Source organism: Odoribacter sp. Z80, assembly GCF_009935865.1.
Classification (GTDB): domain Bacteria; phylum Bacteroidota; class Bacteroidia; order Bacteroidales; family Marinifilaceae; genus Odoribacter.
Genome location: NZ_QWEL01000002.1, coordinates 383,516 through 408,425 on the forward strand (window position 1 = coordinate 383,516; position 24,910 = coordinate 408,425).

At 43.4% G+C, this 24,910-nt stretch carries 18 protein-coding genes and 1 tRNA gene; 5 read left to right on the forward strand and 14 right to left on the reverse strand.

Annotated features, from left to right (window positions below; all coding sequences use genetic code 11):
* Positions 1-219 precede the first annotated feature (219 nt).
* The gene (locus D1136_RS03425; RefSeq protein ID WP_161876217.1) at positions 220-1,473 is read left to right on the forward strand and encodes a 3-deoxy-D-manno-octulosonic acid transferase; all 1,254 of its coding nucleotides are present in this window, start codon (positions 220-222) and stop codon (positions 1,471-1,473) included.
* Here D1136_RS03425 and D1136_RS03430 read toward each other — a convergent pair.
* Positions 1,470-2,810, reverse strand: coding sequence for a S28 family serine protease (locus tag D1136_RS03430; protein ID WP_161876218.1), 1,341 nt, complete (start codon positions 2,808-2,810; stop codon positions 1,470-1,472). The genes D1136_RS03425 and D1136_RS03430 overlap by 4 nt on opposite strands.
* A gap of 140 nt (positions 2,811-2,950) precedes the next feature.
* Here D1136_RS03430 and D1136_RS03435 point away from each other — a divergent pair, with 140 nt between their 5' ends.
* Entirely contained in the window at positions 2,951-4,300 is a 1,350-nt protein-coding gene (locus D1136_RS03435) for an MATE family efflux transporter (RefSeq protein ID WP_161876219.1), read from the forward strand.
* Here D1136_RS03435 and D1136_RS03440 read toward each other — a convergent pair.
* From D1136_RS03440 to D1136_RS03450, 3 genes are all read right to left on the reverse strand, one after another.
* The gene (locus tag D1136_RS03440; protein ID WP_161876220.1) at positions 4,297-4,893 is read right to left on the reverse strand and encodes an HAD family phosphatase; all 597 of its coding nucleotides are present in this window, start codon (positions 4,891-4,893) and stop codon (positions 4,297-4,299) included. The two genes, D1136_RS03435 and D1136_RS03440, sit on opposite strands and share 4 nt — an antisense overlap.
* Before the next feature lie 35 nt (positions 4,894-4,928).
* On the reverse strand, positions 4,929-7,172 hold the full coding sequence (locus D1136_RS03445) for a family 20 glycosylhydrolase (RefSeq protein WP_161876221.1): 2,244 nt from the start codon (positions 7,170-7,172) through the stop codon (positions 4,929-4,931).
* A gap of 304 nt (positions 7,173-7,476) precedes the next feature.
* A tRNA-Leu gene (locus D1136_RS03450) sits at positions 7,477-7,561 on the reverse strand.
* A gap of 232 nt (positions 7,562-7,793) precedes the next feature.
* Here D1136_RS03450 and D1136_RS03455 point away from each other — a divergent pair.
* From D1136_RS03455 to D1136_RS03465, 3 genes are all read left to right on the forward strand, one after another.
* Complete coding sequence (locus tag D1136_RS03455) at positions 7,794-8,369, forward strand: hypothetical protein (RefSeq protein WP_161876222.1); 576 nt, start codon at positions 7,794-7,796, stop codon at positions 8,367-8,369.
* A 23-nt stretch (positions 8,370-8,392) separates the two neighbouring features.
* On the forward strand, positions 8,393-9,832 hold the full coding sequence (locus D1136_RS03460; RefSeq protein ID WP_161876223.1) for a flotillin family protein: 1,440 nt from the start codon (positions 8,393-8,395) through the stop codon (positions 9,830-9,832).
* 316 nt (positions 9,833-10,148) lie between these two features.
* On the forward strand, positions 10,149-11,270 hold the full coding sequence (locus tag D1136_RS03465) for an OprO/OprP family phosphate-selective porin (protein ID WP_161876224.1): 1,122 nt from the start codon (positions 10,149-10,151) through the stop codon (positions 11,268-11,270).
* Between the two features lies 1 nt (position 11,271).
* On the opposite strand, the gene D1136_RS03470 is transcribed toward D1136_RS03465, so the two are convergent.
* The 10 genes from D1136_RS03470 to wecC form a co-directional block, all read right to left on the reverse strand.
* Positions 11,272-13,389 carry a type IA DNA topoisomerase gene (locus D1136_RS03470; RefSeq protein WP_161876225.1) on the reverse strand — a complete coding sequence of 706 codons (2,118 nt, stop codon included), beginning with the start codon at positions 13,387-13,389 and terminating at the stop codon, positions 11,272-11,274.
* Positions 13,390-13,562: 173 nt separating this feature from the next.
* The gene (locus D1136_RS03475; RefSeq protein WP_161876257.1) at positions 13,563-14,261 is read right to left on the reverse strand and encodes a WecB/TagA/CpsF family glycosyltransferase; all 699 of its coding nucleotides are present in this window, start codon (positions 14,259-14,261) and stop codon (positions 13,563-13,565) included.
* A 28-nt stretch (positions 14,262-14,289) separates the two neighbouring features.
* Positions 14,290-15,345 carry a glycosyltransferase family 4 protein gene (locus D1136_RS03480; protein ID WP_161876226.1) on the reverse strand — a complete coding sequence of 352 codons (1,056 nt, stop codon included), beginning with the start codon at positions 15,343-15,345 and terminating at the stop codon, positions 14,290-14,292.
* On the reverse strand, positions 15,342-16,436 hold the full coding sequence (locus D1136_RS03485) for a hypothetical protein (RefSeq protein WP_161876227.1): 1,095 nt from the start codon (positions 16,434-16,436) through the stop codon (positions 15,342-15,344). Before D1136_RS03485 ends, D1136_RS03480 begins: the two co-directional genes overlap by 4 nt.
* A 251-nt stretch (positions 16,437-16,687) precedes the next feature.
* Positions 16,688-17,896 (reverse strand): glycosyltransferase family 4 protein, encoded by a 1,209-nt coding sequence (locus D1136_RS03490; RefSeq protein ID WP_161876228.1) that lies wholly within the window; start codon positions 17,894-17,896, stop codon positions 16,688-16,690.
* Entirely contained in the window at positions 17,874-19,091 is a 1,218-nt protein-coding gene (locus D1136_RS03495) for a glycosyltransferase family 4 protein (protein ID WP_161876229.1), read from the reverse strand. The genes D1136_RS03490 and D1136_RS03495 overlap by 23 nt, the downstream gene beginning before the upstream one ends.
* Positions 19,092-19,120: 29 nt before the next feature.
* On the reverse strand, positions 19,121-20,626 hold the full coding sequence (locus D1136_RS03500; RefSeq protein WP_161876230.1) for an oligosaccharide flippase family protein: 1,506 nt from the start codon (positions 20,624-20,626) through the stop codon (positions 19,121-19,123).
* 15 nt (positions 20,627-20,641) lie between these two features.
* Positions 20,642-21,796, reverse strand: coding sequence for a non-hydrolyzing UDP-N-acetylglucosamine 2-epimerase (wecB, locus tag D1136_RS03505; RefSeq protein WP_161876231.1), 1,155 nt, complete (start codon positions 21,794-21,796; stop codon positions 20,642-20,644).
* An 18-nt stretch (positions 21,797-21,814) separates the two neighbouring features.
* Positions 21,815-23,374, reverse strand: coding sequence for a beta-N-acetylhexosaminidase (locus D1136_RS03510; RefSeq protein ID WP_161876232.1), 1,560 nt, complete (start codon positions 23,372-23,374; stop codon positions 21,815-21,817).
* A 223-nt stretch (positions 23,375-23,597) separates the two neighbouring features.
* Positions 23,598-24,806, reverse strand: coding sequence for a UDP-N-acetyl-D-mannosamine dehydrogenase (gene wecC, locus D1136_RS03515; protein ID WP_161876233.1), 1,209 nt, complete (start codon positions 24,804-24,806; stop codon positions 23,598-23,600).
* Between the last annotated feature and the right edge of the window lie 104 nt (positions 24,807-24,910).

Sequence of the window (24,910 nt, forward strand, 5' to 3'; positions counted from 1 at the left end):
GTTGAATTCAGAAGTAATGCATTTTAGCAATTTTTTTCTGTGGTTGCAATCAGCCAAATCTTTCCACAATGACGTCGCAAAGGTACAACGAAAAGCGAAAAGCGAAAAGCGAAAAGCGAAAAAAATTCATAAAAGGTACATCCGGTTAGTCAAAGAACAAAAAAATGCGGTTTTATTTCTAATTTTGTGCCATTAACACTGATTAGCACATATCCTACTATGCCATTACTTTACGATACCGGAATCCGGGCTTACCATTTAGCTGTCCGATTGGCCGCACCTTTTCATGAGAAAGCCGCCTTACTGTGCAAAGGCAGGAAAGCCACCCGCCTCCGTCTCCGTGACTTTCAACGAGGCAAGGAACGGTTGGTCTGGTTTCATGCCGCCTCACTCGGAGAATTTGAACAAGGAAGACCCGTTATGGAAAAACTCAGGGAAATGGAACCGGACACCAAAATTCTGCTGACCTTTTTTTCTCCCTCAGGCTATGAAGTCAGAAAAAACTATACCGGTGCCGATTATATATACTATCTTCCGGCCGACACCCGGAAGAATGCCCGGCGCTTCCTCGCCACTGTCCGGCCCGACGCCGCCATATTCATCAAATACGAATTCTGGTATCATTTTCTCCATGAACTGCACCAACGGCAAATTCCCACCTACCTCATATCGGCAATCTTCCGGCCGGGACAACCATTTTTCAAAAGATGGGGAAGTCTGCACCGGAAAATGCTGGGTTTCTTCGACTGCCTGTATGTACAGGACGAAGCATCAGTCCGGTTGTTGAATTCCGTCGGCATCACCCGGAGCAAACAGACCGGCGATACCCGTTTCGACCGGGTAAAGCAAATAGCCTCTTCCGCCCGAAACATCGAGGCCGTAGAACGTTTCTGTGCTGGCCGGCCGGCCGTTGTATGCGGCAGTACCTGGCCTCCCGACGAAACAATCCTGACAGAATACATCAACCGGTATACCGGAGCATATAAATGGATATTGGTTCCCCACGAAATAGGCGAAAACCACATCAAATCACTCATGGCAAAATGCCGGAAAAAAATCACCCGTTACAGTCAGCCGGAAATTCCGTTAGAAGACTGCGAAGTATTGGTCATTGATTGTATCGGGTTACTGTCCTCCATTTACCGTTATGCCAAAATAGCCTATATCGGCGGAGGTTTCGGAGTAGGCATACACAACACACTGGAAGCTGCCGTTTACGGTATTCCGGTCATTTTCGGGCCAAACCATCAGAAATTCAATGAAGCAGTGAGCCTTCTGCGTGAAGGAGGAGCTTTTGCCATTCACAACGGCACAGAGTTGGGAGAAGTCTTAGACCGATTGCTCACCACTCCGGCCATTGCCGAAGCAGCCGGACGTCAGGCACTGGCTTATGTAGACAGCCAACTGGGAGCCACCGACATCATCAGCAAAAAACTGACAGCCAAAGGAGACAGAGAAACAAACCCATCCTAAGGCTTTACCGCAAGCCACTCCTTCAACGTCTCTATCAAATCTTCCCGCGAAACCGGGTCAATATCCTTGATCCGGCAGATATGGCTCATGTCTCCCCTTACATACTTCCGGCATTTATCATTTTTTTTCAAATCCACGGCAGTAGCATACCAAGGGTCACTTCCCCCGTAAACAAACAAAATCCTTTCGGCCTTGGTCTGCAACCAGGTATTTATTTCCTCCATCTGCCGGGTATTAAAGGGTTTTCTTACTATCCCTTCCGGCCAGGTAAAAGAAAAATCTATATTCCCCTTATCTTTCAAAAACTTCCGGAAAGGCTTAACATTATAATCATACATGCCTGTTTCCGTCAAAGCCGCATAGAAAAAAGGCTGCATACGTTTGATATACTCATCTTCAAAAAAATCGGGAGAAGAAATCTTCACCAGGTAATCAAAAACCTCCTGCCAATCCCCTGCATCTTCCGTGTCCGGAATCTCCTCACAACTATTGCCCCATTGCCAAAAAGCAAACGGATATTCCAATATAATCAACTCCAAAGCCCTTCGCATTCCTCCCACTTTTTCATACGTGTAACCTCTTTCCGCCGCAACTTTTTCCAAACAAGGCAATAAATCATCCAGATGTTTAAAACAAAGCAATTGAAAATCCCGGATATTATAACGACAATCCTCCGGTACACTTCCCACGCCGAAAAACATCCCAACCCCTTCTTTCACAACTCCCAGTTTATTCAGGAATTTATCTAAACGCGGGTCCACATACTCCAGATTCAAAGGAGCCACATAAGGAACACTGACATCCACATCATCCGGATAAAAATAACGATGGAAAACCGTAGTCTGTCCTCCCTTGCTGATTCCCGTACTCACCCATTTGGAAGAAGGGTAAAGATGTTGTTTGATAGCCTGAATCACAGCATGGTGATCGGCGGCAGCCTGCTTTATAGTCAGATATTCCCAGGGAATACCGTCCTCCGGCACACTACTGTCAAAAAAGCGGTGTTCTATCGTCAACTGATTACCTTTCAGCAAACCAGCCAGTTCATTCTCCCTCACAGCTCCAATGGCATATCCCTCCAGCTCTGCAATGACGGGAGCCTCCGCAGCCCGATGTCCCAACAACACTTTTTGTTTAAAACTGCCGGACTCCGGACGGGTATGGTCCACCGGCTGTTCAAACCGGAATTCATAATATTCCAAAAAAGGACTTACTTCCCATTTTTTTATATCGCTCACCTGAGGTATCTGCTGCAACCTCTCCAGAATTCCGTTTTCAGCAAACAGAACGGCTGAACAAATTACAAGAACAAACCATGTACATACAATTTTCTTCATAACTTCACAATCCGGTATTAATTCTTTATCCGAACCCGCTCTTCTTTCTCCCCCTCTGTTTACGTCTGCAAGGTAAGAAAAAAAGGTGAAACGGGACGAAACCGTTTCAATTTTATATCTTTGCAAAGTCTATTTTACCTATGAACTACTTCCATTCCTACAAAGAACATTACCGGTCTCTGATACGTCTGGGAATTCCGATTGTCATCGGACAAATAGGTATTGTTGTCGTCGGGCTTGCCGACAACATCATGATAGGCCAATTCGACACCCTGCACCTGGCTGCTGCTTCCTTTGTCAACAGTGCTTTCAATATTCCTATCCTTTTCGGGCTGGGATTCTCCTACGGACTGACCCCTCTCATCGGACAATACTTCGGCAGAAGGGATAAATTCCACGTAGGGCAACTACTGCGTAACAGCCTGCTGGTCAACTTTTGCATAGGACTACTGCTGACCCTTATCATGGGAGTAGTATGGCTGAACATAGACCAATTAGGACAACCGGAAGAACTTTTACCCTTAATCCGGCCTTATTTCTCACTGCAACTGGCTTCCCTCGTCTTTGTCATGTTGTTCAACTCTTTCAAACAATTTGCCGACGGCATCACGGACACCCGAACGCCGATGTACATCATGCTCTCTGCCAATGTACTCAACATCGCAGGAAATTATATCCTGATTTACGGGAAATTCGGACTGCCCGCCTTAGGAATCGTGGGAGCCGGCATTTCCACCTTAGCCGCCCGCATCGTCATGCTGGCAGCCTTTGCCATACTTTTTTACAGGAGCGTCCGCTATCGCCGTTACCTTGCCGGATATAAAAAAAGCCGCTACAATCTTCCGGACATTCTTTCGCTCAACAAAATGGGATGGATGGTGGGAATACAGATGGGACTGGAAACGGCTCTCTTCGGGCTCACCGGTATTATGATCGGCTGGCTGGGAAGTATAGCTCTGGCAGCCCACCAGATTATGATTGCCATCTCCACGCTGGGATTTATGATTTATTACGGCATAGGGGCCGCCATTTCTGTACGGATAAGCCATTTTTTCGGACAAGGAGACCTTGTCAACGTCCGCCGCACCACCGCAGCCGGTTTTCATCTGATTCTGGTGTTGGCCCTGACAGCTTCCGTTCTTTTCCTCTCTTCCCAAAATTTTATCGGGTATCTCTTCACCACTTCACCGGAAGTCACTCATCTTGTCTCAACACTGATAATCATCTTAGTAGCCTACCAATTCGGCGACGCCCTGCAAATCACCTATGCCAACTCCCTGCGGGGCATCGGAGACGTGGTCTCTATGGCAGTGATTTCCTTCGTCGGCTACCTGCTCATTGCACTGCCTGTTTGTTATCTCTGCGGCTTCATTCTGAAAGGAGGAATCACCGGCATCTGGATCGGCTACCCGGTAGGGCTAACCTTAACAGGCGCATTATTATGCATCAGGTACTACCGCCGGACCCGGAACGGGGCTCCGCTTCGTTAACAATCCAACAAATTCCTCAATTGGCGCATTCCTTTCTCCTTATCGGCAAAATGCACGGTATGGAAGCCCAATTCCGCAGCAGTCCGGATATTCTGTTCCAAATCATCAATAAAAACGGATTCTCCGGAATTCACCCCATAACGCTCCATCAAAATCTCAAAAATCTTTTTCTCCGGTTTGATTGTTTTTTCTAAAGCCGAAATAATTTGTCCTTCGAAAAACTGAAATACCTCCCGGTCCTTCAGATAATCATAAAAATCCAGCGACATATTGGAAAGGCAGAACAAACGAAATCCTCTCGCAGATAACTCTTTAATCAACTGCTGAGTTTCCGGAATATCCCGCAAAGAATGTTTCACAAATTCCATAAAATCCCAACACTCGTCATAATGCCGGCCGGAAAAATCGCTCATCCTGCGGACCGTTTCCCGCTGATCTGCCGTTCCCCGGTCAAAATCCTGCCAATGGCTGGTAAAAAAACCTTTCTTAAAAAGCATCAAAGGCATCTCCGGGTCTCCCGGATATTCCTGCATCAAGCGTTCGGGATTCCAGTCTACAACCACTCCTCCCAAATCAAATACAATATTTTTCATCCTTACTCTATATGAGACAAACCTATCATTTCATACTACCATATCACTATTTCATCCAAAAACTGAAAACCGGCATGTTTCTTCGCAAACAACCTTACATAACGTCCCCGCGCCCGGAAACGCGCCGTAAAATCACGGATAACCAATCTCTTTTCCCGGATTGAAACCTCATTCTTTATACGGGCCACTTCCTGAAAAGTGTTGCCATCTTCCGAGACACTTACAGTCACATACTCCGGCATATACACCCCCGGACCCGTCAACTGCATAAAACCAGCCGATACGAAACTCAGGTCACAAACTGCTTCCAAATCGACAACAACATCCACATGGGTCAGGAAACCCTGCCAGCGTCCGTCCCCATAAGTCAGACCACCGCGATACCCGTCTGTCAATGTCATCCCACCCGCAGCAGGATACGAACCACTATAACGCGTCCTGTACTCCACTTTCCGGCCTACGGCCTTATGATAATCCAGCCGGGCCCGGGCGATTTCCCCTTTCCTTCCGCCGGAATCAAGGATAAAAGCTTCTATTTTCGCCGAATCCGTCACATAAAACGGCTCCCGGTAGACTAACTCGGGTCCTCCGTTTACCGAATAACGAATCTGCGGCCGGTATTTCTCCGCATCAAACCACACCTTCATTTTCTTTCCGGCAGTATCTACCTCAGACCGAACCTCCAGCCGGCTGCTGAGGGGAAAAGCATTCACCCCCATCCGCCTCAACCAGCCGGTATGCTTTCCGATCCGCCGTTTGAAATCCTCCGGCTCCCGCCGTTCTTGGGGTGTCCACACCACTTCTGCCAAGGCCAGCAAACGGGGAAAAATCATATATTCCGCATGTGCCGTATCGGAAATATATTCCGTCCACAAATTAGCCTGAGCTCCCAAAATATGTCTTGCTTCTTCCGGAGTTAACCCCTCCGGTACCGGATGGTAAGAATACACTTTCAGATAAGGCAAAAAACCGCCGATTGCAGCAGGCTCGGTACGCGGGTCTGCCTGATAACTATCGAAATAACAATACCCTCCCGGAGTCATAACAACGTCATGTCCCATGCGGGCCGCTTTTATTCCTCCCGTCTCCCCCCTCCACGACATAACCGTTGCCCCGGGAGCTACTCCTCCTTCCAAAATCTCATCCCAACCAATGAGTTTACGTCCCCGTTTCCTCAAAAAACATTCTACCCGACGAATCATATATCCCTGCAACTCCCTCTCCGATTTCAAGCCTTCGCGTTTCATTCTTCTCTGGCACGCCGGACACTTCTTCCACGCAGCAACCGAAGCTTCATCCCCTCCGACATGAATATATTCCGACGGAAACAAATCCGTTATTTCCGTTAACACTCCCTCCACAAATTCAAAAGTCTTTTCATTGCCGATGCAAAATTCCCCGGTACGGTACGGTTCGTTATAACATCCCAGATGAGGATAGACACTGACAACCTCCTCCGAATGCCCTGGCATCTCAATCTCCGGGATGACCGTAATGTGCTTTCGCGCCGCATAAGCCACCACTTCCCGAATCTCTTCCCGGGTATAATATCCCCCGTAGGCACCCGCAGAATCACAGGTCACGTACTGTCTGTCCCCTTTCCACCAGGCCATATAACCGGATTCCGACCGCCAGGCCGCCCGTCTCGTCAGTTCCGGATACTTTCTGATCTCCACCCGCCATCCCGCAGCGTCCGTCAAATGCCAATGGAAACGGTTCAACTTATAGACCGCCATCCAATCCAGGCATTTCATCACAAACTCTTTTGAGAAAAAATGCCGGGAAACATCCAGGTGCAATCCCCGGTAAGAAAAAGCCGGATAATCAGAAATACGCAATGCCGGTAAACGCCAACTCTGCCGACCGGAATTATAAAACCGCTCATCACCCAATAACTGTCCGAAAGTCTGTATTCCATAGAAAAGTCCCGCAGCACTTCCCGCGGCAATCCTCACCTGCTCCGGCGTAATATCCAATTGATATGCTTCCCGCTCCATTCCGGCAAGCGTATCGAGAGTCAAAACAACCTGTCCCCGGGTCACTTCCTTCAGGCCATTCCCGGTATATTGCCTCATCAGTTCCTGTAATACCATCAGGCTTTCCTCAGCCCCCGGACCGGCCGATACCGTAACCTCTCCATCCAACCGGAAAAAACCGGATTCCATCATCACCGACACCGGCCGAGGAATAAGATTCAATTCTCCATCAAAATCCTTTTCTGTCCTGCAACTGCTCCACATCCCGGCAAGCAAAAGCAATAAATAGCAACGCACCTTCATATCCAAAATAATTCCGATTAATCCACAAAAATAAACAAAGTCCGCGATTTCACCTCCCTACATCGGCCTTTACACAAAAATTCCCCATAACCATCCGGTTCATGGGGAAAATCAGAAAATATAAGTATTGAACATTAAGAATACCCTTTATATACGAAACACTAAAAAAAAAGATTTAAAAACAAGAATATTTAAAATGACCTCTTCCACGACCAAGTTTCGGATTTAACACATTTGGGAATCAAACTGTTACAAAATAAAAAAGTGAATAAATCCAGAGAATCTCCGTCTTTATTCACTCCAGTACCCAGGGCGGGAATCGAACCCGCACGTCTGTTGAGGACACTGGATTTTGAGTCCAGCGCGTCTACCAATTCCGCCACCTGGGCAAAGAACTCGGGTGCAAAGGTAGAGATTTTAGTATAAACTCCAAAAATTTGGACTGTTTTTTTCAACCTTTTTCTGCATCGGGAATTTCTCTTCGGAAAAACAAAGCAGAAAAAGCCGGAAAACCTTTGTCCATATTTAAATAAAGTTTTTGATTAACATAGAATGTCTAAAAAAAATCCCATCTTTGTAGAAGTGTGTAATAAACGGGTATTAACTTAAACTTTTAAAGTTATGCAAGAATGGTGGGCCTCATTGGATCTCTATATGCAAATCTTGTGGATGATTACTTTAAGTGCAAGTTTGATTTTTATCATTCAAACCATACTGACTTTTACGGGTATGGATACGGACAGCGGACTGGATGTGCCCGATGGGGGATTTGATTCGTCAACAGATGTGGGAACCTTCCCATTCCAATTATTCACATTCCGGAATTTCATTAATTTTTTTCTGGGATTCGGTTGGACTGCCATAGCCTTAGAAGGAAAAGTAAGTACTGTGGCCAGTATTATTCTTTCCGTTTTGGTAGGATTGGCTTTAGTTGCTGCCATCATGTACCTTTTTTTCCTGATGAGTAAAATGGAGCAATCCGGCAACATAGAAACAGCCAGTGCCGTAGGCTGCAAGGGGAACGTCTACCTTACCATTCCGGGCCACCGCCAGGGAGAGGGGAAGGTACAGCTTTCCATTCAGGGTGCCATCCGCGAATTTGACGCCACAACGGAAGGAGATACCCTCCCTAACGGCACTCCCATCCAGGTCGTTGCCGTATTAAACGAAAATATGCTCCTTGTTGCTAAAATATAAAGCTAAACCAAATTCATAAATCAATGGAAACAAGTCTCTATTTAATCATGGTGATAGTTGCAGTTATCTTCGTCACATTTGCAGCCATCTTATCCCGTTATAAACGTTGTCCGTCCGACAAAATCTTGGTAGTTTACGGAAAAACAGGAAAAAACAAAACCGGAGGAGTAAGCTCAGCCCGGTGTATTCACGGAGGAGCCGCCTTTATCTGGCCGGTATTTCAAAGCTATGCCTTTCTGGACCTCACACCGATTTCCATCGAATGTAATCTGACAAATGCATTAAGTAAACAAAACATCCGGGTGGACGTTCCGTGTCGCTTCACTGTCGGTATTTCCACCGAGCCGGAAAGCATGACCAATGCAGCAGAACGTCTTTTAGGCCAACGCTTGGAAAATATCCAGGATTTGGCAAAAGATATTCTTTTCGGGCAATTGCGTTTAGTCATTGCCACCATGGATATAGAAGAAATCAACTCCGACCGGGACAAATTCCTGGCCAATGTAAGTGCCAACGTAGAAGCAGAGTTGCGTAAAATCGGGCTGAAACTCATCAACGTCAATGTAACCGACTTACGGGACGAATCGGGTTACATTGAAGCTTTAGGAAAAGAAGCGGCAGCCAAGGCTATTAATGATGCCAAAAAAAGTGTTGCCGAACAAAACCGTTTTGGTGAAATCGGTAAAGCAGAAGCAGACCGGGATAAAGACATCCGCATTGCCGAGACTGTCCGGGACACCCGAATCCGTACTTCCGAGGCCAATGCCTCGGCTGTGGAGGGAGAAAACAACGCCAAAATCCACATTGCCGACTCCGATGCCACCCGTCGTGAACGCGAGGCAGAAGCGGGACGGAAAGCTACGGCGGCCGAAAAAGTACAGGCTGCCAAAGCCTTAGAGGAAGCCTACCAGGCTGAAAAAGAGGCCGAAATTGCACGTGCCGAACGCGAAAAAGCAACCCAGACGGCCAATATCGTTATCCCTGCCCAAATAGCCAAAGAAAAAGCAATTATAGAAGCAGAAGCAGAAGCAGAACGCTTGCGCCGCCAGGCCCAAGGAGAAGCCGATGCCATTTTCGCCAAGATGGAAGCAGAGGCCCGCGGTTTATACGAAGTTCTGACCAAGCAGGCCGAAGGCTATGACCGTATTGTCAAAGCTGCCGCAGGCGATCCGGACAAGGCAGTGACAATGCTGATTACAGATAAACTGCCGGAACTGGTAAAAACACAGGTGGAAGCAGTGAAGAACATCAAGATAGACAAGGTAACCGTATGGGATGGCAACAACGCAACCAACGGCAACACTGCCACAGCAAACTTTATTTCAGGCATGATGAAATCCGTTCCTCCGTTAAACGACCTGTTTAACATGGCAGGACTGAATCTGCCCACCTATCTGAAAGGTAAAACGGAAACCGAAACCGGGAAGGAAGAAGAAAAATCCGAAACCAATACGGAAGTCTGAAGCGGTTAAAATTTCTCCTGTCAATAAAGAGGCCGGCCGAAAAGTAATATTTCGGCCGGCCTCTTTTCCTGCTCTAAACAATCTCAATCAGACGCTCCCTTTCTCATATTGCCTAAAACAACTTTACTTTCTTTTTGCCGTTAAACAAGGGAAAATGCATGAAACTATTCCGCGCCCCGTACCGTTGTTCATGCAAAATAAATCAGATACGGCATTGAAATCAATATAACCTCAAAAAACAAATACGATAAATTTAAAACGGAAGATTTTTCCGAAGTTAATACTATTTAATTAAATTTGTAATATCAGAACAGTAATGGCACATATGAGAAAACTTTTCCTCTTTTTGTTTCTGCTGGCTTTCGTGCGGGAAACTGCCGGTCAGGAACTCGGCGGCAAAGGGCCGGATGGATTTCGCTGGCGGCTAATAGGACGGGCATTCTTCGATGGAGGAGTTTTTTTGAAAGACACCGCCCGGGAAAACAGTTTTCAGATAAATGACCTCCGTGTAGGGACAATCATTCACTTCCTGGATGCCTGGGAAGCTAAAATCGAATTGGGTTACGGCGACAGTAAAATTTCTTTGAAAGACGTCTATCTGAATTACGAATACAAGAATAGTTCTTTCCGTTTAGGCTACCATTTCGAACCTTTCGGAAACGCGCGGGTAGGGACAAGCAACTATCGTTTCATTACCAACGCTGTTTCGGACAAAGCTTTGGGCAACAGCCGTAAATTAGGATTCAGTTACAGCTATAACCACAAATGGTTCAATTTTATCGGAGGAGTATTCAGCGATGGGGACATTCAAAAATCAAAACCGGTAAACCAAGGCTATTCTTTGGCCGCAAAGGTAGTCGGGCGTCCCTTGATGGAGGACAAAAAGCTGATTCATATCGGAGTGGCTCCCCGGTTCAACAGCAGCCATAAAGAAGTGTCTTTTTCGGCCGGAGCTCCAACGGATTTATTGGCAAAAGCCGACAATACCTTTTTGGACGCCCACATTTCCCAGGTGATTAATCAGTGGAAACTGGATTTGGAAACTATTCTGTTGTACAACAAATGGTACTTTCAGGGCCAGTATTTCCTGGCCAGTCTGAACCGTTTCGCGGCTGAAAACTACAAAGCCAAAGGAGGGTACGCCCAATGTGGTTATATGGTTCTGGGTGCCAAACACAATTACAATGCCAAGACGGGTATGATTGTAAATCCTGCACCCCGGAGCCTGGAAATCCTGTTGCGTTACGACAATATGAATCTGAACGATGCAGGAATCCGGGGAGGACGTTTGTCCGATATTTCTGTGGGAGTAAATTATTTCATTAATAAATACGTCGCAGCAAAAGTGAATTATACCCGCATGATGATCGGGCATTCTTCCCCTCAGGGAAAAGATGATTTTGATTTATTGCAGGGAAGAGTGCAAATCAGTTTCTAAGTTACGACGGATTGATTTTATCCACGGCAATCTGATAGTTATCCCCTATGCGAAGGTTCGCGCTAAAGGAATTTCCGGATTCATCCTTAAAACCGGCAAGAGTTCCTGTTTTTCCTTTCAGGACCAAAGATTCGACTTGTTTCTGAGTCAGTTTTTTCCCGTGAATCTCCATCGGAATTAAAAAATCGCAAGACTTCCGGTAGAGGGAACATCCCCAGGCCGTTTTTCCATGAATGATATTTCCTTCCCCGCATTTGGGACACTTCAATGATGCCTCCGGTTTCTTTATTCCGGTTTCATCCGTTCTGCTTTTCTTCCCGGATTTCTCCTTTTCACCGGATTCTTCTATTGTAATTGTCTTGGAAGAAGAATATTTGACGTAATGGACTATTTCGTTTACCATTACTTTCAGTTCTTCCATAAAATCGGCTACCTGATATGTGCCGTCTTCTATCATGCGGAGTTTTTTCTCCCATTGTCCGGTAAGCTCTGCCGATTTCAGCAAGTCATTCTGGATAGTATCTATCAATTCTATACCGGTTGCCGTTGCCAGAATGCGTTTTTTATCCTTCCGTATATACTGGCGTTTGAATAAAGTTTCAATAATATTAGCACGGGTGGAAGGTCTTCCTATTCCGTTCTCCTTCATTAAATCCCTCAATTCCTCATCTTCCACTTGTTTTCCTGCTGTTTCCATTGCCCTCAGCAAATCGGCTTCCGTATAATATTTTGGGGGCTGGGTCTGCTTTTCCTGCAATTCTGGAGTATGGGGGCCATGCTCTCCTTTTTCATAAACCGGCAATACATTCTCTTCATTCTGTTTGTCGGTATTGGTTCCGAACACCACCCGCCAGGCAGGCTCAATGATTTGTTTTCCCGTTGCCTTAAAATCCTCATCACCAATTTTAGCCATCACAGTGGTATTCGCCACTTCACAGTCCGGATAAAAAACGGCAATAAAACGCCGGACAACCAAATCATACACCCGTTTTTCTTCCGGCGACATATCATAACTGAACACTCCGGTAGGAATAATGGCATGGTGGTCCGTAATTTTCTTATCATTAAAAACTTTAGGGGATTTACGGATTTTTCCGCCTTCCAGGACAGGTTTGGTGAGCGCCTCATAAGGTTTTAATCCTTTCAGGATTTTAGGTACCTTGGCATATTGGTCATTGGGCAGGAAGTTAGTATCAACCCTGGGATAAGTAGTCAGTTTCTTTTCATACAGGGACTGAATGATTTTCAAAGTATTCTCGGCAGTAAACGCAAATTTCCGGTTACATTCCACCTGTAAAAGGGTCAAATCAAAAAGTTTAGGCGGGTGTTCCATTGCTTTTTTCCGTTCGACGCTGATAATTTCCAACTCTAACGGTGTAATTTTCTCCATGAAAGCCTCTGCTTCTTCCTTTTTGTTGAAACGTCCTCTTTGGGAAGAAAAAATTCCATCCCGGTAGTTCGTACGGATTTCCCAATAGGTTTCCGGTTTAAAATTTTCTATGGCTTTTTGACGTTCCACCACCAAGGCCAGGGTTGGTGTCTGCACCCTTCCGATAGAGAGGACATTTTTCCCTGTTCCGTATTTCAACGTATAAGCACGGGTGGCATTCATCCCCAACAACCAATCTCCGATTGCCCTGGCAGAGCCGGCTGCATAGAGCGTATCGAAATCCTTTGCTTCCATCAGTTTATCGAATCCTTCGCGGATGGCTTCCTCCGTCAAGGAAGAAATCCACAGGCGTTTGACCGGCACCCCGCATCTGGCCTTGGTCAGCACCCAACGTTGTATCAACTCACCTTCTTGCCCGGCATCCCCGCAATTAATCACCATTTCGGCCTTCCCCACCAACTCTTCTATAACGGCAAACTGTTTTTTTATTCCTTCATCTTCAATCAGGCGAATGCGGAATCTGGAAGGAATCATCGGCAGCACCCCCAGGTTCCATTTTTGCCATTTCTCCATATATTCCCCCGGTTCCTGCAACGTGCATAAATGCCCGAAGGTCCAGGTAACACAATACCCGTTTCCCTCGAGATAGCCATTTCTCCGGACAGTAGCCCCCAGAATATTGGCTATTTCCTTTGCAACACTCGGCTTTTCGGCAATACACATCTTCATAATTCCGCACAACTTGATTTGGATGCAAAGATACGACAAAATCAAATAAAGGTAAAAGAGTACCGAAAAAGCACTCCGCAACCAGAAAAACTACCCCTGAAAGGGATAAAAATCCCCAAGACCGCTTAACAGACTTGGGGAATTTTCATTGTAAAATGAATAAATTTACGTATTTATATCTTGTTTCTGACCAACAACCATAAAAACCGAAAGAGATGAACTTGCCGCTTCATGCGTGAAGGCTGTCTGAACAGGCGGTAAGCCCATTCCAGGTTGTTCTCTATCCACCAACGGGGAGCCCGGTTCACCTTGCCGGTATAAACATCAAAACTCCCTCCCAATCCCTGATAGATGGCTGTATGTTGCCGTTGCATTTCCTCCATCAGTTCTTCTTGTACCGGAGAGCCCATGGCAACAAATACAACATCGGGCTTCCGGTTTGAAATGTCTTTAACAAGAGCAGACCTCTCCTCCTTCGAGAAATATCCGTTGCGGTAACCCACAATTTTAATCCCCGGATATTCGTTGTTCAATTTATCAACCGTATTCTTAATCACCTCCTGTTTGCCCCCAACTAAATAAAAGGTTCTCTCATTCTTATAACGGTTAATGATTTTCAGCCACAGTTCGCATCCGGGAATCCGTGCAATCCGGTCGGCTGCCTTTTTCTTTTTAAGCGCCATAACCGCTCCTATCCCATCGGCATAACCCAGGTTACGGTTTATCATCTCCCTGACTTTATCCGGGGCATGCAAAATCTTTTCCGCATTTACAGCAACCAAAATACAGGGATTGTTGTCGATATATTCCAACAGTTCCTCATCCGAAGCGAACGGATAAACATTAATTCTCCGCAGGGATACGGGCTGAATATCCATATTAAAAGTAAAATTTAAATTTTTAAAAGATATATTTCTCAAAATCCATTTCCAATTGCCTGGCGACTTTTGAAGCTAAAAAACGATGCTGGGCATAATTGTAATTATAAGAGGAAATACTCTCATATAATTTTTCATTCCGCATCAGTTGAACTATTTTTTCTATATATTCATTTGTATCAAAATCTTCTATCAGATACCCCATTTTTCCATCTTCAAAAAAGTCTTTCAATCCCCCCACCGGGCGAGTAATAACCGGCAGCCCGAAAGCCATGGCTTCCAGAACAGAGGTTGGCATCCCCTCGCCGTGAGTCGTAGGCAATAGATATATATCGGAATCTTTATAACAATTGGCCAGTTCCTCTCCGAATTTTGCTCCCAGAAGTTTAATACCATTCATAGACCGGGTGAGAGTTTCAACCGCCCTCAGTTCTTTTCCGCTTCCGACAACATACATGCATGCCTCCGGATACATTTGCTTAAATCGTTTAAACACTTCGATAGCAAAATAGATTCCCTTATTCTTCTCAATTCTTGCTAAAAACAACAATTTACCTGTACATTTCGGGGAGGGGTCAATACTAAAGTTTTTTAAAAGTTTATCATCCACTTTAGTTGTTGTGAGCAATACAGGAACTTTTAGACCGCAATCCATCAATTTCTGCCGGAATTCGGTGCAAAGGACATAAATTATTTCAGAGTGCCCATAAACCGTTTGAAAGAAAAAAGGTTTCCGAATGAGCTTTTCTATGTATTTTTCATCCCATCCATGTATAAAGGTAACAACCTTTTTTCTGAAAATTTTAGCTGTGAGCAAATATAATCCGTCCCGGAACAACTGATATTTTCTGAGAGACGGATTAACAATTATCAAATCATATTTTCCAAAGAGTATCCGGAAGCTAAATAGCAACAAATCGTATGGAAACAAAAAGAAAGGATGTATTTTCAAACTATTTCGCCGGCCATAATAAATGTATTCTATTGTATGAGACCAATAGTCATTTAACCCGAGGTAATGGTTAGCCACCCCGCCAACCCGTTTTAAATCCGGGCATACAATCAGTATTTTTTTCATCTTATATTATAAAAAAGAATTAGAATAAGCATTGAAGCCGTATAAACGAATGACAGCAGTTTCCGGTATTTGTATTCCCGTAGTTTTTGATACCCGTACACCGATAGAATAAAGAATAAAGGAATCATCGTATAAGAAAATCTGTAATCAAAAGAAAAGACAGTGATGATAACGAGTATGATATTCAGAAATATAAAAAAGGTAATCGGATATAATGCGGTTATCCCGTTTTTAATCACATAAAACATTCCGTACAATCCAAATAAGGAAATCAACGTTTTCAGCAGAGAATAAGGATTATAGAGTAAAGCTTCTTTGGTATTTGACAAAAGAAAATTAGGATATGGTCCGACAAAACCGGCAAAAGAATTCATGATTATCCTGAATAAACTCCCTCCGCCGCCTTCCGGATTTTCTGCCTGCTTATGAATAATGATAGCCAACAAAGGGTATTCGGTAGATATTAGATAAGAAGTGAAAGTAGCTAAAACCCATACTCCTGCTACCAGCAGGAAAAGCAGTTTGGAAGACAGCCTTTTATATACCGGATGACAAAAGAGGAGAATAAGGAGAAACAGGGTTATATAATGCCTGAAAAAAAGAGTAGATAAAATAAATGCAAATGTCAGAATTAAATATTTAAAATTCTTCCGGTAAAACCAGCAATACATGTAATACATGGCTGCGGTGATCAGAGTGATGAATACAGATTCTTTCATTCCACAGCTGTTACTCCATATCGCACAAGAATTTAATCCCCATAAAAGCATGGCTACTTTGGCCTCCTTGCTCTGAAGGAAAAAACGTCCCAACTTATAAGTAAATATTGAACAAAGGGCAAATGATAAACTATTTAACAGGATAAGCAGTATTCTGGCCTGATTGTCTGATGAGGTATATCTGAAAACAAGTCTTAAAAGAAGAGGAAAACCATAATCTGAGATTTCGGCATCCTGGCTCTGCAAATAGGCAACAGCCCCGCTGAGGGAAGGAATATCTTTCAGAGCAGAAGCATAATTGTAATAGGTAATGGCATCTACCGGATTATAACCATAGGGACTTTCCGTATAATGAAGAAAAAAATAATACATCCCTAAGGACAGGATAACATTATAGATAAATATAACTACAATGCCCGACCGGACATTTAAGATTATACCAAGAGCAAAGGAACTGATAAAAAATAAGAATAAAATAAACGGAACAACAAATAATTCCGTTGGCGTAGGTTTGGAAGAATTAAAAAAGATTATAAAAAATAACAGGAGGAGCAGATAGATAAAGGTATATCCTATTATCCTGTTTATGATATTGGAAGTACTGTAAACCGAACCTGGTATCATCAGATTAGTTCTTCTATTTTTTTCAACAGTCGCATGGAAAATTTACTCCATGTCCTGTCCTGCACAGAATTTTGGCAAGTAGTTTTAATTGTTGCGCGGTTATTCTTTACATTACAAATAAATTGGAAGATACGGTCTATCTGTTCGCCGGATATTTCAACATCGGGCAAAATCAGACCGTTTTCTCCCGATTTCACCGTTTCCTTTATATCTCCGGCATACTGCGTCGCTATAACCGGAACTCCTGCAGCCAAATATTCCAGAATTTTAGTGGGGGAAGAAACCTGGTTTAATAACCGTTGGTCTCGAATTAAAAAACCGGCATCCATCAAGGGAAGATATTCAGGTATTTGTCTGCCTGTCAATGAGTAAACCGCATAATGTCCTGCCCCCAATCTGTCTAATTCCGGTTTGATGCTCTCCGTGGGAAAGTTGGTAAACAATAAAAAGAAGATCCGCGCGTCCTTTTTGCGGAGTTCTGAAACAATGTGTAAAATAGAATGGATATTTTGCCATTTTTGCAAACCTCCGCAATATCCCAATAAAATCCGGTCAGCATATTTTTCAGAGAGAGTTGCAAGTGGTTGCCGTTGAAATCTTTCATAATCTACACAGCAAGGCATGACAAAATAATTATTTATTTTTTGCGAGCTTATTTTCTCAAGAGCTGTTTTTAAATTTTCTGAAACGACAATAATGAAATCAGCCAACCGAACAGCCCGGATTGTTGAATTTTTTATGGATTTCAATTTGGGATGAGTCTCCGGAAGAGCCGGATGTAAAAAATGATATTCGTCTGCACTCTCTCCATGAAAATCTACAATAAGAGGAGTATTCCTCCTTTTGAAACGGGCAATTTGTCCTCCATAATTATGCTCAGCCTGAATAAAAACGTACTTATTCCATAGATTAAGAAAAAACAAACATACCTGCCCTGTAAAAATAGTCAATGCTTTCAGAAAAAGTCCTCTGCTAAATCCAAAACAAGGCATTAATATCCAACCGACATCTTCCCTCAGGTAGTTTTTATATTTAAACAGGTATTTTAAACTGGGGTAAGAAAATAACAACAGCACAGTGATTTGGTAACCAGCTCCGATGTAAGTATCTATAAATGAATACAACCGATGTTTCGCCCCTTCATCTATATGAAACTTCAGTCCGGGAATAATCATTAAAATTTTCTTATTGGACTTTTGTCTTTTCATTCAGATAAATATTGATAAGTTTGTCCGTCAATAAGTCGATGTCAAATTTTTGCCACCACTCTTCATAAGACAGATATGAAGTTCCGGAATGCGAGGAAAGAGGATGCTGTAAAGAATTTTTCCCAAGATAAACCTTCCGGATAAGTTTCTGCAGCTTCTCAGCCAATTGCTCCGCATCCTCTTTTTCTATCAAATAGCAATCTTCAAGTCCCTCCACAATCTCCGGCATCCCACCGGTATTCGTACATATAACAGGAAGCCGGTAAGCACATGCTTCTATAATAGCCATGCCTAACCCTTCACTACGTGAAGGATGAACATAAATATCAAAAGCGGGCAATATTTCCATAATGTCCTCCCTTTTGCCAAGCAGGTGAAAGACTTGTTCCAACCGATATTCTTTTTGTAAAAGAAGAATACGTTGCAGAAATGCAAGGTCCGTTTCTGCGGGTTGGCTGCGCAAACCTCCTATATGACAGAACTGAAAGGGAGGTAAATCCGGTATTCCTTGTAAAATATTCAGGGCCTTAACTATAACGTCCAACCCTTTCAGGTATTCGATTGCCCCAATGTTACAAATCCTTATCGTCGCATCCTGTGGGTTAAAACCCAACTTTTTACAAGCCCCGGAATAAGTTCCATGCGGTCGTTCTATTCCCAAATGGAGATTCGCAATATTAGGCCTGTCAACAAAGGCTTTGTATTGTTTTTGTGTTGCCTCAGATACGCAAAATACTTTTTCAGAAGCTACCGCCAACAAGTATAAATAGGTCTTGAAAAAGAAATATCTGATACGTCCCTTTCGAGTCTTATATTCCTCCATTGTCCCCTCCCAAATTTTGGAATGAAAAGAGACAAAAAGCTGAAAACGGAAGAAAGGCCGGAGACAAGCCAGCAGAAGTTTTATCTGGTTTATAAAATGTACGTGAACAATTTCGGGTTTGTACTGCTTTAATAATTTTATAATTGCAATTGTACGGGCCAGTATATTCTGACCGGATTTTAAAAAGATAATGTCCGCCTGGCTTCTGACAATAGCTTCTTTTAATTCCGGAGCCTCGTCCAAAGTATCAAAAAAAACAAAAAAAAGATTATGGCCCTGTGACCTCAATTTTTGGGCAACCAGTACATTGAATTTGTCAAAACCGGAATAAACAACCGGCTTGTAATTGATAAACTGAAAGATCGTAGCCATTCGGGGAAGGGATATGTTTTATAAATAACTTATTCCGCTTGCTTTACTTGTGATGAATGTTTTTCCAGAATGTTATATTTTATATTAGAATTCAACATGGACTTAAAAGTCAGAATAACAACAAAACAGCCCAGAAGGTAAATGGGAATTCTGATTATCCAAGACACGGAAATAAATGATAAACCGATTAAAGCGCTTATCATACTCCATACAATCAGAACGTTTTTTGATACAACAAATTCCAAAGGCATCCATCTCTTTTTAATGTATACAGGATACATCACCATGGTCACCATTATATAAGCCAGGCAATAACTAATCGCTAACCCTACGGAAGCATAGCATTTTAAATAATAAAAACTGCTTAACAGAAAAACGCCCCAAAGCACATTGTCCAATAAATTGACCCACTGCATATTTTGCGTAACAAAGATTCTGCTCATTCCTTGTTTATACATGATAATCACCATAAACAATATGACAAAGACAAGCGTTCTGTCAAATATTTCTCCCTCGTATTCTTTGCCAAAAAGATAACTCCCAATTTCCGGGAAGCATAGAAACGGCAATCCAATCATGACTCCCAGAAACCAGGGCATTAACACATTCAATTTTTCAATAAGATTGTCATGAGTCTTGCTGTTCGACATAAAAGCAATGAAAGGCGCGTTTAGTGTATTGGCTGCAACTACCACTATGGTATTGACAATCAAGGCTGCCGAATAAATTCCCATCGCAGAAAAACCGGCAGTATTTACCAACATAACGTCCGAGCACCATTTTACCGGCATGATAATCAATCCGGATAAAGCAGCCGGCAGACTAAATATATAGAGTAAACGCCATTCTTTTAACCCTTCTCTCAGATTCAGGGAAATCACTTTTCTTTGAACCAAAGACTTTATGGCCATTTGGTATTGGACGCAAAGGGTGAAATTGGTAATGGTATAAGCTATTATACTGCCTCTTACCCCATAAAAGTATGCTCCGGTAACAAATACCGGAAAAGAAATCAATGCATTTATGATATTAATTTTCGCATCTGTTTTGAATTGTTTAAGTCCGAACAATATACCGGTTTGTGCACCGTTTAAAGCACTCATCAGCAATATAAACGAGGCAATCCGGAAATCGTTGACCAGATAAGGGGATTTCAGGGTTTTGTCTGCAATCAGGTCCGAAAACGTAAAAGATACAATGGTCACGATTATTCCCATAAAAGCAGCAAAAGACATCGTTAGCGAAGCTATTCTGCTTGCTTTCAAGGAATCCGATTCAAGGTATTGGGCAATAAATTTTGTTCCTGTAATCCCCAGGCCGAAGCTGGCAAAAGCAGAAAACATCATGACAGTGTTCCGGATAAGCCCATATTCCCCGTATCCGTCTTTACCCAGGATTCTTGCAATCAGAATCCAAGCTATAAAATTCAGGACTTTAGAGGAAACCGAACCAAAAACCGACCAAAAAATGTCTTTAGCTAATCCTTTTACTTCTGAGGTCTGATTGGAATACAGTTCCCGGAATTTATGAATCATCGCCACAATATCGGATTATCTTATCTTTATCAGACTCCGGACTATCCTTTCGCACGCTTTTCCATCCCCATAGGGATTGACAGCCAGACTCATCTGATTGTAATATTCGCTGTTATCCAATAAGGCAGACACTTCTTCCCTGATTTTGCCGTAATCGGTTCCGACTAATTTTACGGTACCGGCTTCCAGCGCTTCCGGCCGCTCGGTGGTATTCCTCATGACCAGAACGGGTTTACCCAAACCGGGAGCTTCTTCCTGAATCCCACCGCTATCTGTCAGGACAATAGTGCTCTTTTCCATGAGGTATACAAAAGAGAGGTATTCCAGGGGTTCAATAAAAAATATATTCGATAATGAGGATGATCCGAAGATTTCGGTAATCGGTTGCCGGACATTAGGATTCAAGTGCATGGGGTAAACGAAATCCACTTCCGGATATTTTTCCGTAAGTGATTTTATGGCCTGACACATGGAAATAAAACCATCCCCAAAGTTTTCACGGCGATGTCCGGTGATAAGGACAAGTTTTCTACCCTGCCCCAGGCGGCTAACGGCATAACCGGCCTTCGCAAGGATGTCCTCCAATTCCCGGGCAAGCGATTTGTTTTCTTTGATTTTCCGAACAACCCAATAAAGGGCATCGATTACGGTATTTCCGGTAACAATGATTTTCTCGTCAGCGATGTTTTCCTGCAACAGATTTTGCCGGCTTAATAAAGTCGGTGCAAAATGATAAGCCGCTATCCGTGCAGTAATCTGCCGGTTCATCTCCTCCGGCCAGGGGCTGTAAATATCATGAGTACGCAATCCGGCTTCGACATGCCCCACCGCTATTTGTTGATAAAAAGCCGCTAAAGCGGCAGCCGTTGATGTCGTCGTATCTCCGTGCACCAGTACGACATCCGGATGGGTTTCTTTCAGGACTTCCCGCATACCCGTCAGGACCCTTGCAGTAACATCATAGAGATCCTGTCCCTGCTTCATGATATTCAAATCATAATCCGGCCGGATATCGAAGATATGAAGTACCTGATCCAGCATTTCGCGATGCTGGCCCGTAACACATACTATGGTTTGGAACTCTTCCGGATATTTTTGAAATTCTTTTACCAGAGGAGCCATTTTTATGGCTTCAGGACGAGTCCCGAAAGCCAGCATAATCTTTTTCATTGGAAAATCAGTTCTTTTTTAATCCCATTTATAATCTTCCTTTACCCCGCTCTTCAAGGCTGGTCCGAATTCGAATCCCATTTGCCCGAACCATTGTTCCCGTTGAAGGATATTCTGATAAAACCGGGTAAAGTCAAGCACCTCCCCCTGATGCCACATTTGTTCTGCCAATGCAAGAATACGGGGGAACAAACGCCGGTCTATCATCCGTTCTGTAACTCCGTCATCGGTCCACAACGCACAAGTCATACCGAGAACCAGGGGATTCTTTTCATCGATTACTTTGTCTGAAGGATTATTGTAATATACATCTTTCAGGTCAAAAGTACGCTCTTTCGCATATCCTTTCCAAGGAATAAGCGGAAAATTCAGATATGTATAATAATTGGAACTGCAAATGACCGGATACCGTAACCTGAGTGCATTCCGAAGTGCCAGGTCTTTATGGCCCCGGAAGTTCCACCACTGAATTACTGTATTATCCGGTAGCGGATACCCGTCATGATAGACCACATCGCCCCAAAATATGGCCTGACGCCCCTTCAATTTCAGGTAAGCGGCCATCTGTGCCGAGAACCATAATTGCAGGTCGTGACTGTTTTTCAAATTCATTGCAGTAATCCTCTGTTGACAATCCGGACACTTGTTCCAGTTATCTTTCGGTGCTTCGTCACCTCCCAGATGGATATAAGGGGAAGGGAAAAGAGTACATACTTCGTCCAACACATTTTTCAAAAAATGCAAAACTTCTTCTTTGCCCGCACAAAATATATTAGGGGTAAATCCGTATTCCGGTACTTCAACAGGCAGGCCAAAGCAACTGAGTTCCGGATAAGCGGAGAGTGCAGCTTCAGCATGTCCCGGCATATCTATCTCAGGCACAACAGTAATGTTCCGCTGAGCAGCATATTCAACAATTTCCCGTATTTCTGCCTGTGTATAAAATCCCTGTTGTTCTTCACCTTTTCCTACTGTTCCCCCTATCTGTGCGAGACGCGGATACCGTTTGATTTCGATCCGCCAGCCTAATCCTTCGGTCAAATGCCAATGAAAATAATTCATTTTAAGTAATGAAGCCATATCAATGTATTTTTTGATAGTGGCTATTTTCTGGTATTGCCGTCCGGAATCCAGCAGAAAACAACGCCATGGCACACGGGGGGAATCGGAAATAACAACAGAAGCAAAAATAAGGTTCCCTGCTGAATCAGCCACCCATTGGCGTAAGGTCTGTACGGCATGAGTAAATCCTTCTTTCCCGGAAGCGGCGATCACCATTTGTCGCGGATTTATACTTATTTTATAAGCTTCCGAAGACAATGAGGAATCGGTCACCCAGTAAATCTCAGCTTTGGATGCTTTTTTCGTCCATTTGACGGGAATATTACGGAGTACTTCCGTACGAAAAAAACTTAAATAGAAAGTTGTAGTGTCTTCTGCGTATATAGAAACATTTTTTCCTATGTTCAAATTGCCTTTTTGTATTTTCACCTGATTCGGGGAAGGAAATACAATCTGCCCACAAGCAATAACAACGAATGATACAAGAAAGAAAACAGTCAGCAATAGGTATCTCATGGAATAATATTATTTTGATTGTAATTAACAAAGAATAATCCGCACTCACTCACGTTTTAAAAGTACAAATATATCCTGAAAACAATCATTATTTTGAGATAATCTACAAAATTCGAAAAAGACCTGTCTATTCTTTATCTGTCTCTCGACCGTTCCGGAGCAAAACTCAGGAAGTGACGGGAAAGAATGTTTGAATTAACAAGACATTGTAAACAAAAGAGAATCAATTCTTTTTATAAATCCCGCAAAAATCCAGAATTACTTTATCGTCGCGGAAAGGTAAAGTTTTGAACTCCTTATGTGCTACGAGGAAGACTACGATATCGGCTTTCTCGTAAGCTTCGGCATAAGGCGTCAGTTTAAAGACTTTATGGTCCGCAATGTTAGGTTCAACCACAAGAATATCAGCATTATTACAACTTTGCATCACCTCCGTCGTAATATGTTTGGCCGGAGCTTCCCGCAAATCATCGATATCCGGTTTAAAGGCAAGGCCCATCATGGCAAGCACCGGTTTCCGATGGTGTTCCAGTTCAAATTGAAGCATAGCATTTTTTACTTTTTCCGCACACCAGAAAGCTTTGTAATTGTTGACTTCCCTGGCTTTTGAAATAACCTGCGATTCCATCGGAAAATCTGCAATAATGAAATACGGGTCAACAGCTATGCAATGTCCCCCGACACCACAACCAGGCTGAAGAATATTTACACGGGGATGTTTATTGGCCAGATCGATTAATTCCCAGACATTGATTCCGGCTTTGTCGCAAATAAGTGACAATTCATTGGCAAAAGCAATCTGAACATCACGGGAAGAATTTTCCGTCAGTTTACACATTTCTGCCGTTTTCGCATTCGTCCGGTGTAAAGTGCCCTGCACAAACTGGCTGTAGAAACAGACCGCCTTCTCGGTTGATTCCGGATTGATACCCCCAATTACCCGGTCATTATTCCTCAACTCGTAAATAACATTTCCCGGCAACACCCGTTCCGGACAATAAGCAATGTAAATTTTATCTTTTAACTCGGGACGTTCATCGAATATAATTTCGGTCATCATTTCGGTTGTTCCCACCGGAGAGGTAGACTCTATGACAAACAAATCCCCCTCTTTCAAATAAGGAATCACACTCCGGGTAGCCGCTTCAACATAGGCAATGTCCGGTTGATAGTCTCCCTTAAAAGGAGTCGGTACGACAATGAAATAAGCCTCACTGGTTTCCGGCTGTGTAGAAGCATGCAGTTTATTGTTTCTAACTACTTCCTGCAGACAATCTTCCAGCCCCGGTTCGACAATATGCAGTTTTCCCTGGTTTGTCAGTTCTACTACCTGAGGATTTATATCTACACCGACAACGTCAATACCTTGCTTTGCCGCAATGATTGCAGTCGGAAGCCCTATGTAGCCTAAGCCCATAAAACACGCTTTCATCTGTATATAATTTATGTTATAACTTATTGATTTTTCAATGAAAAAAAGAAGAGGCGCAACACCATATCCCTTTGAAGTCCAATTAAATTAGGATTTAATTGGAC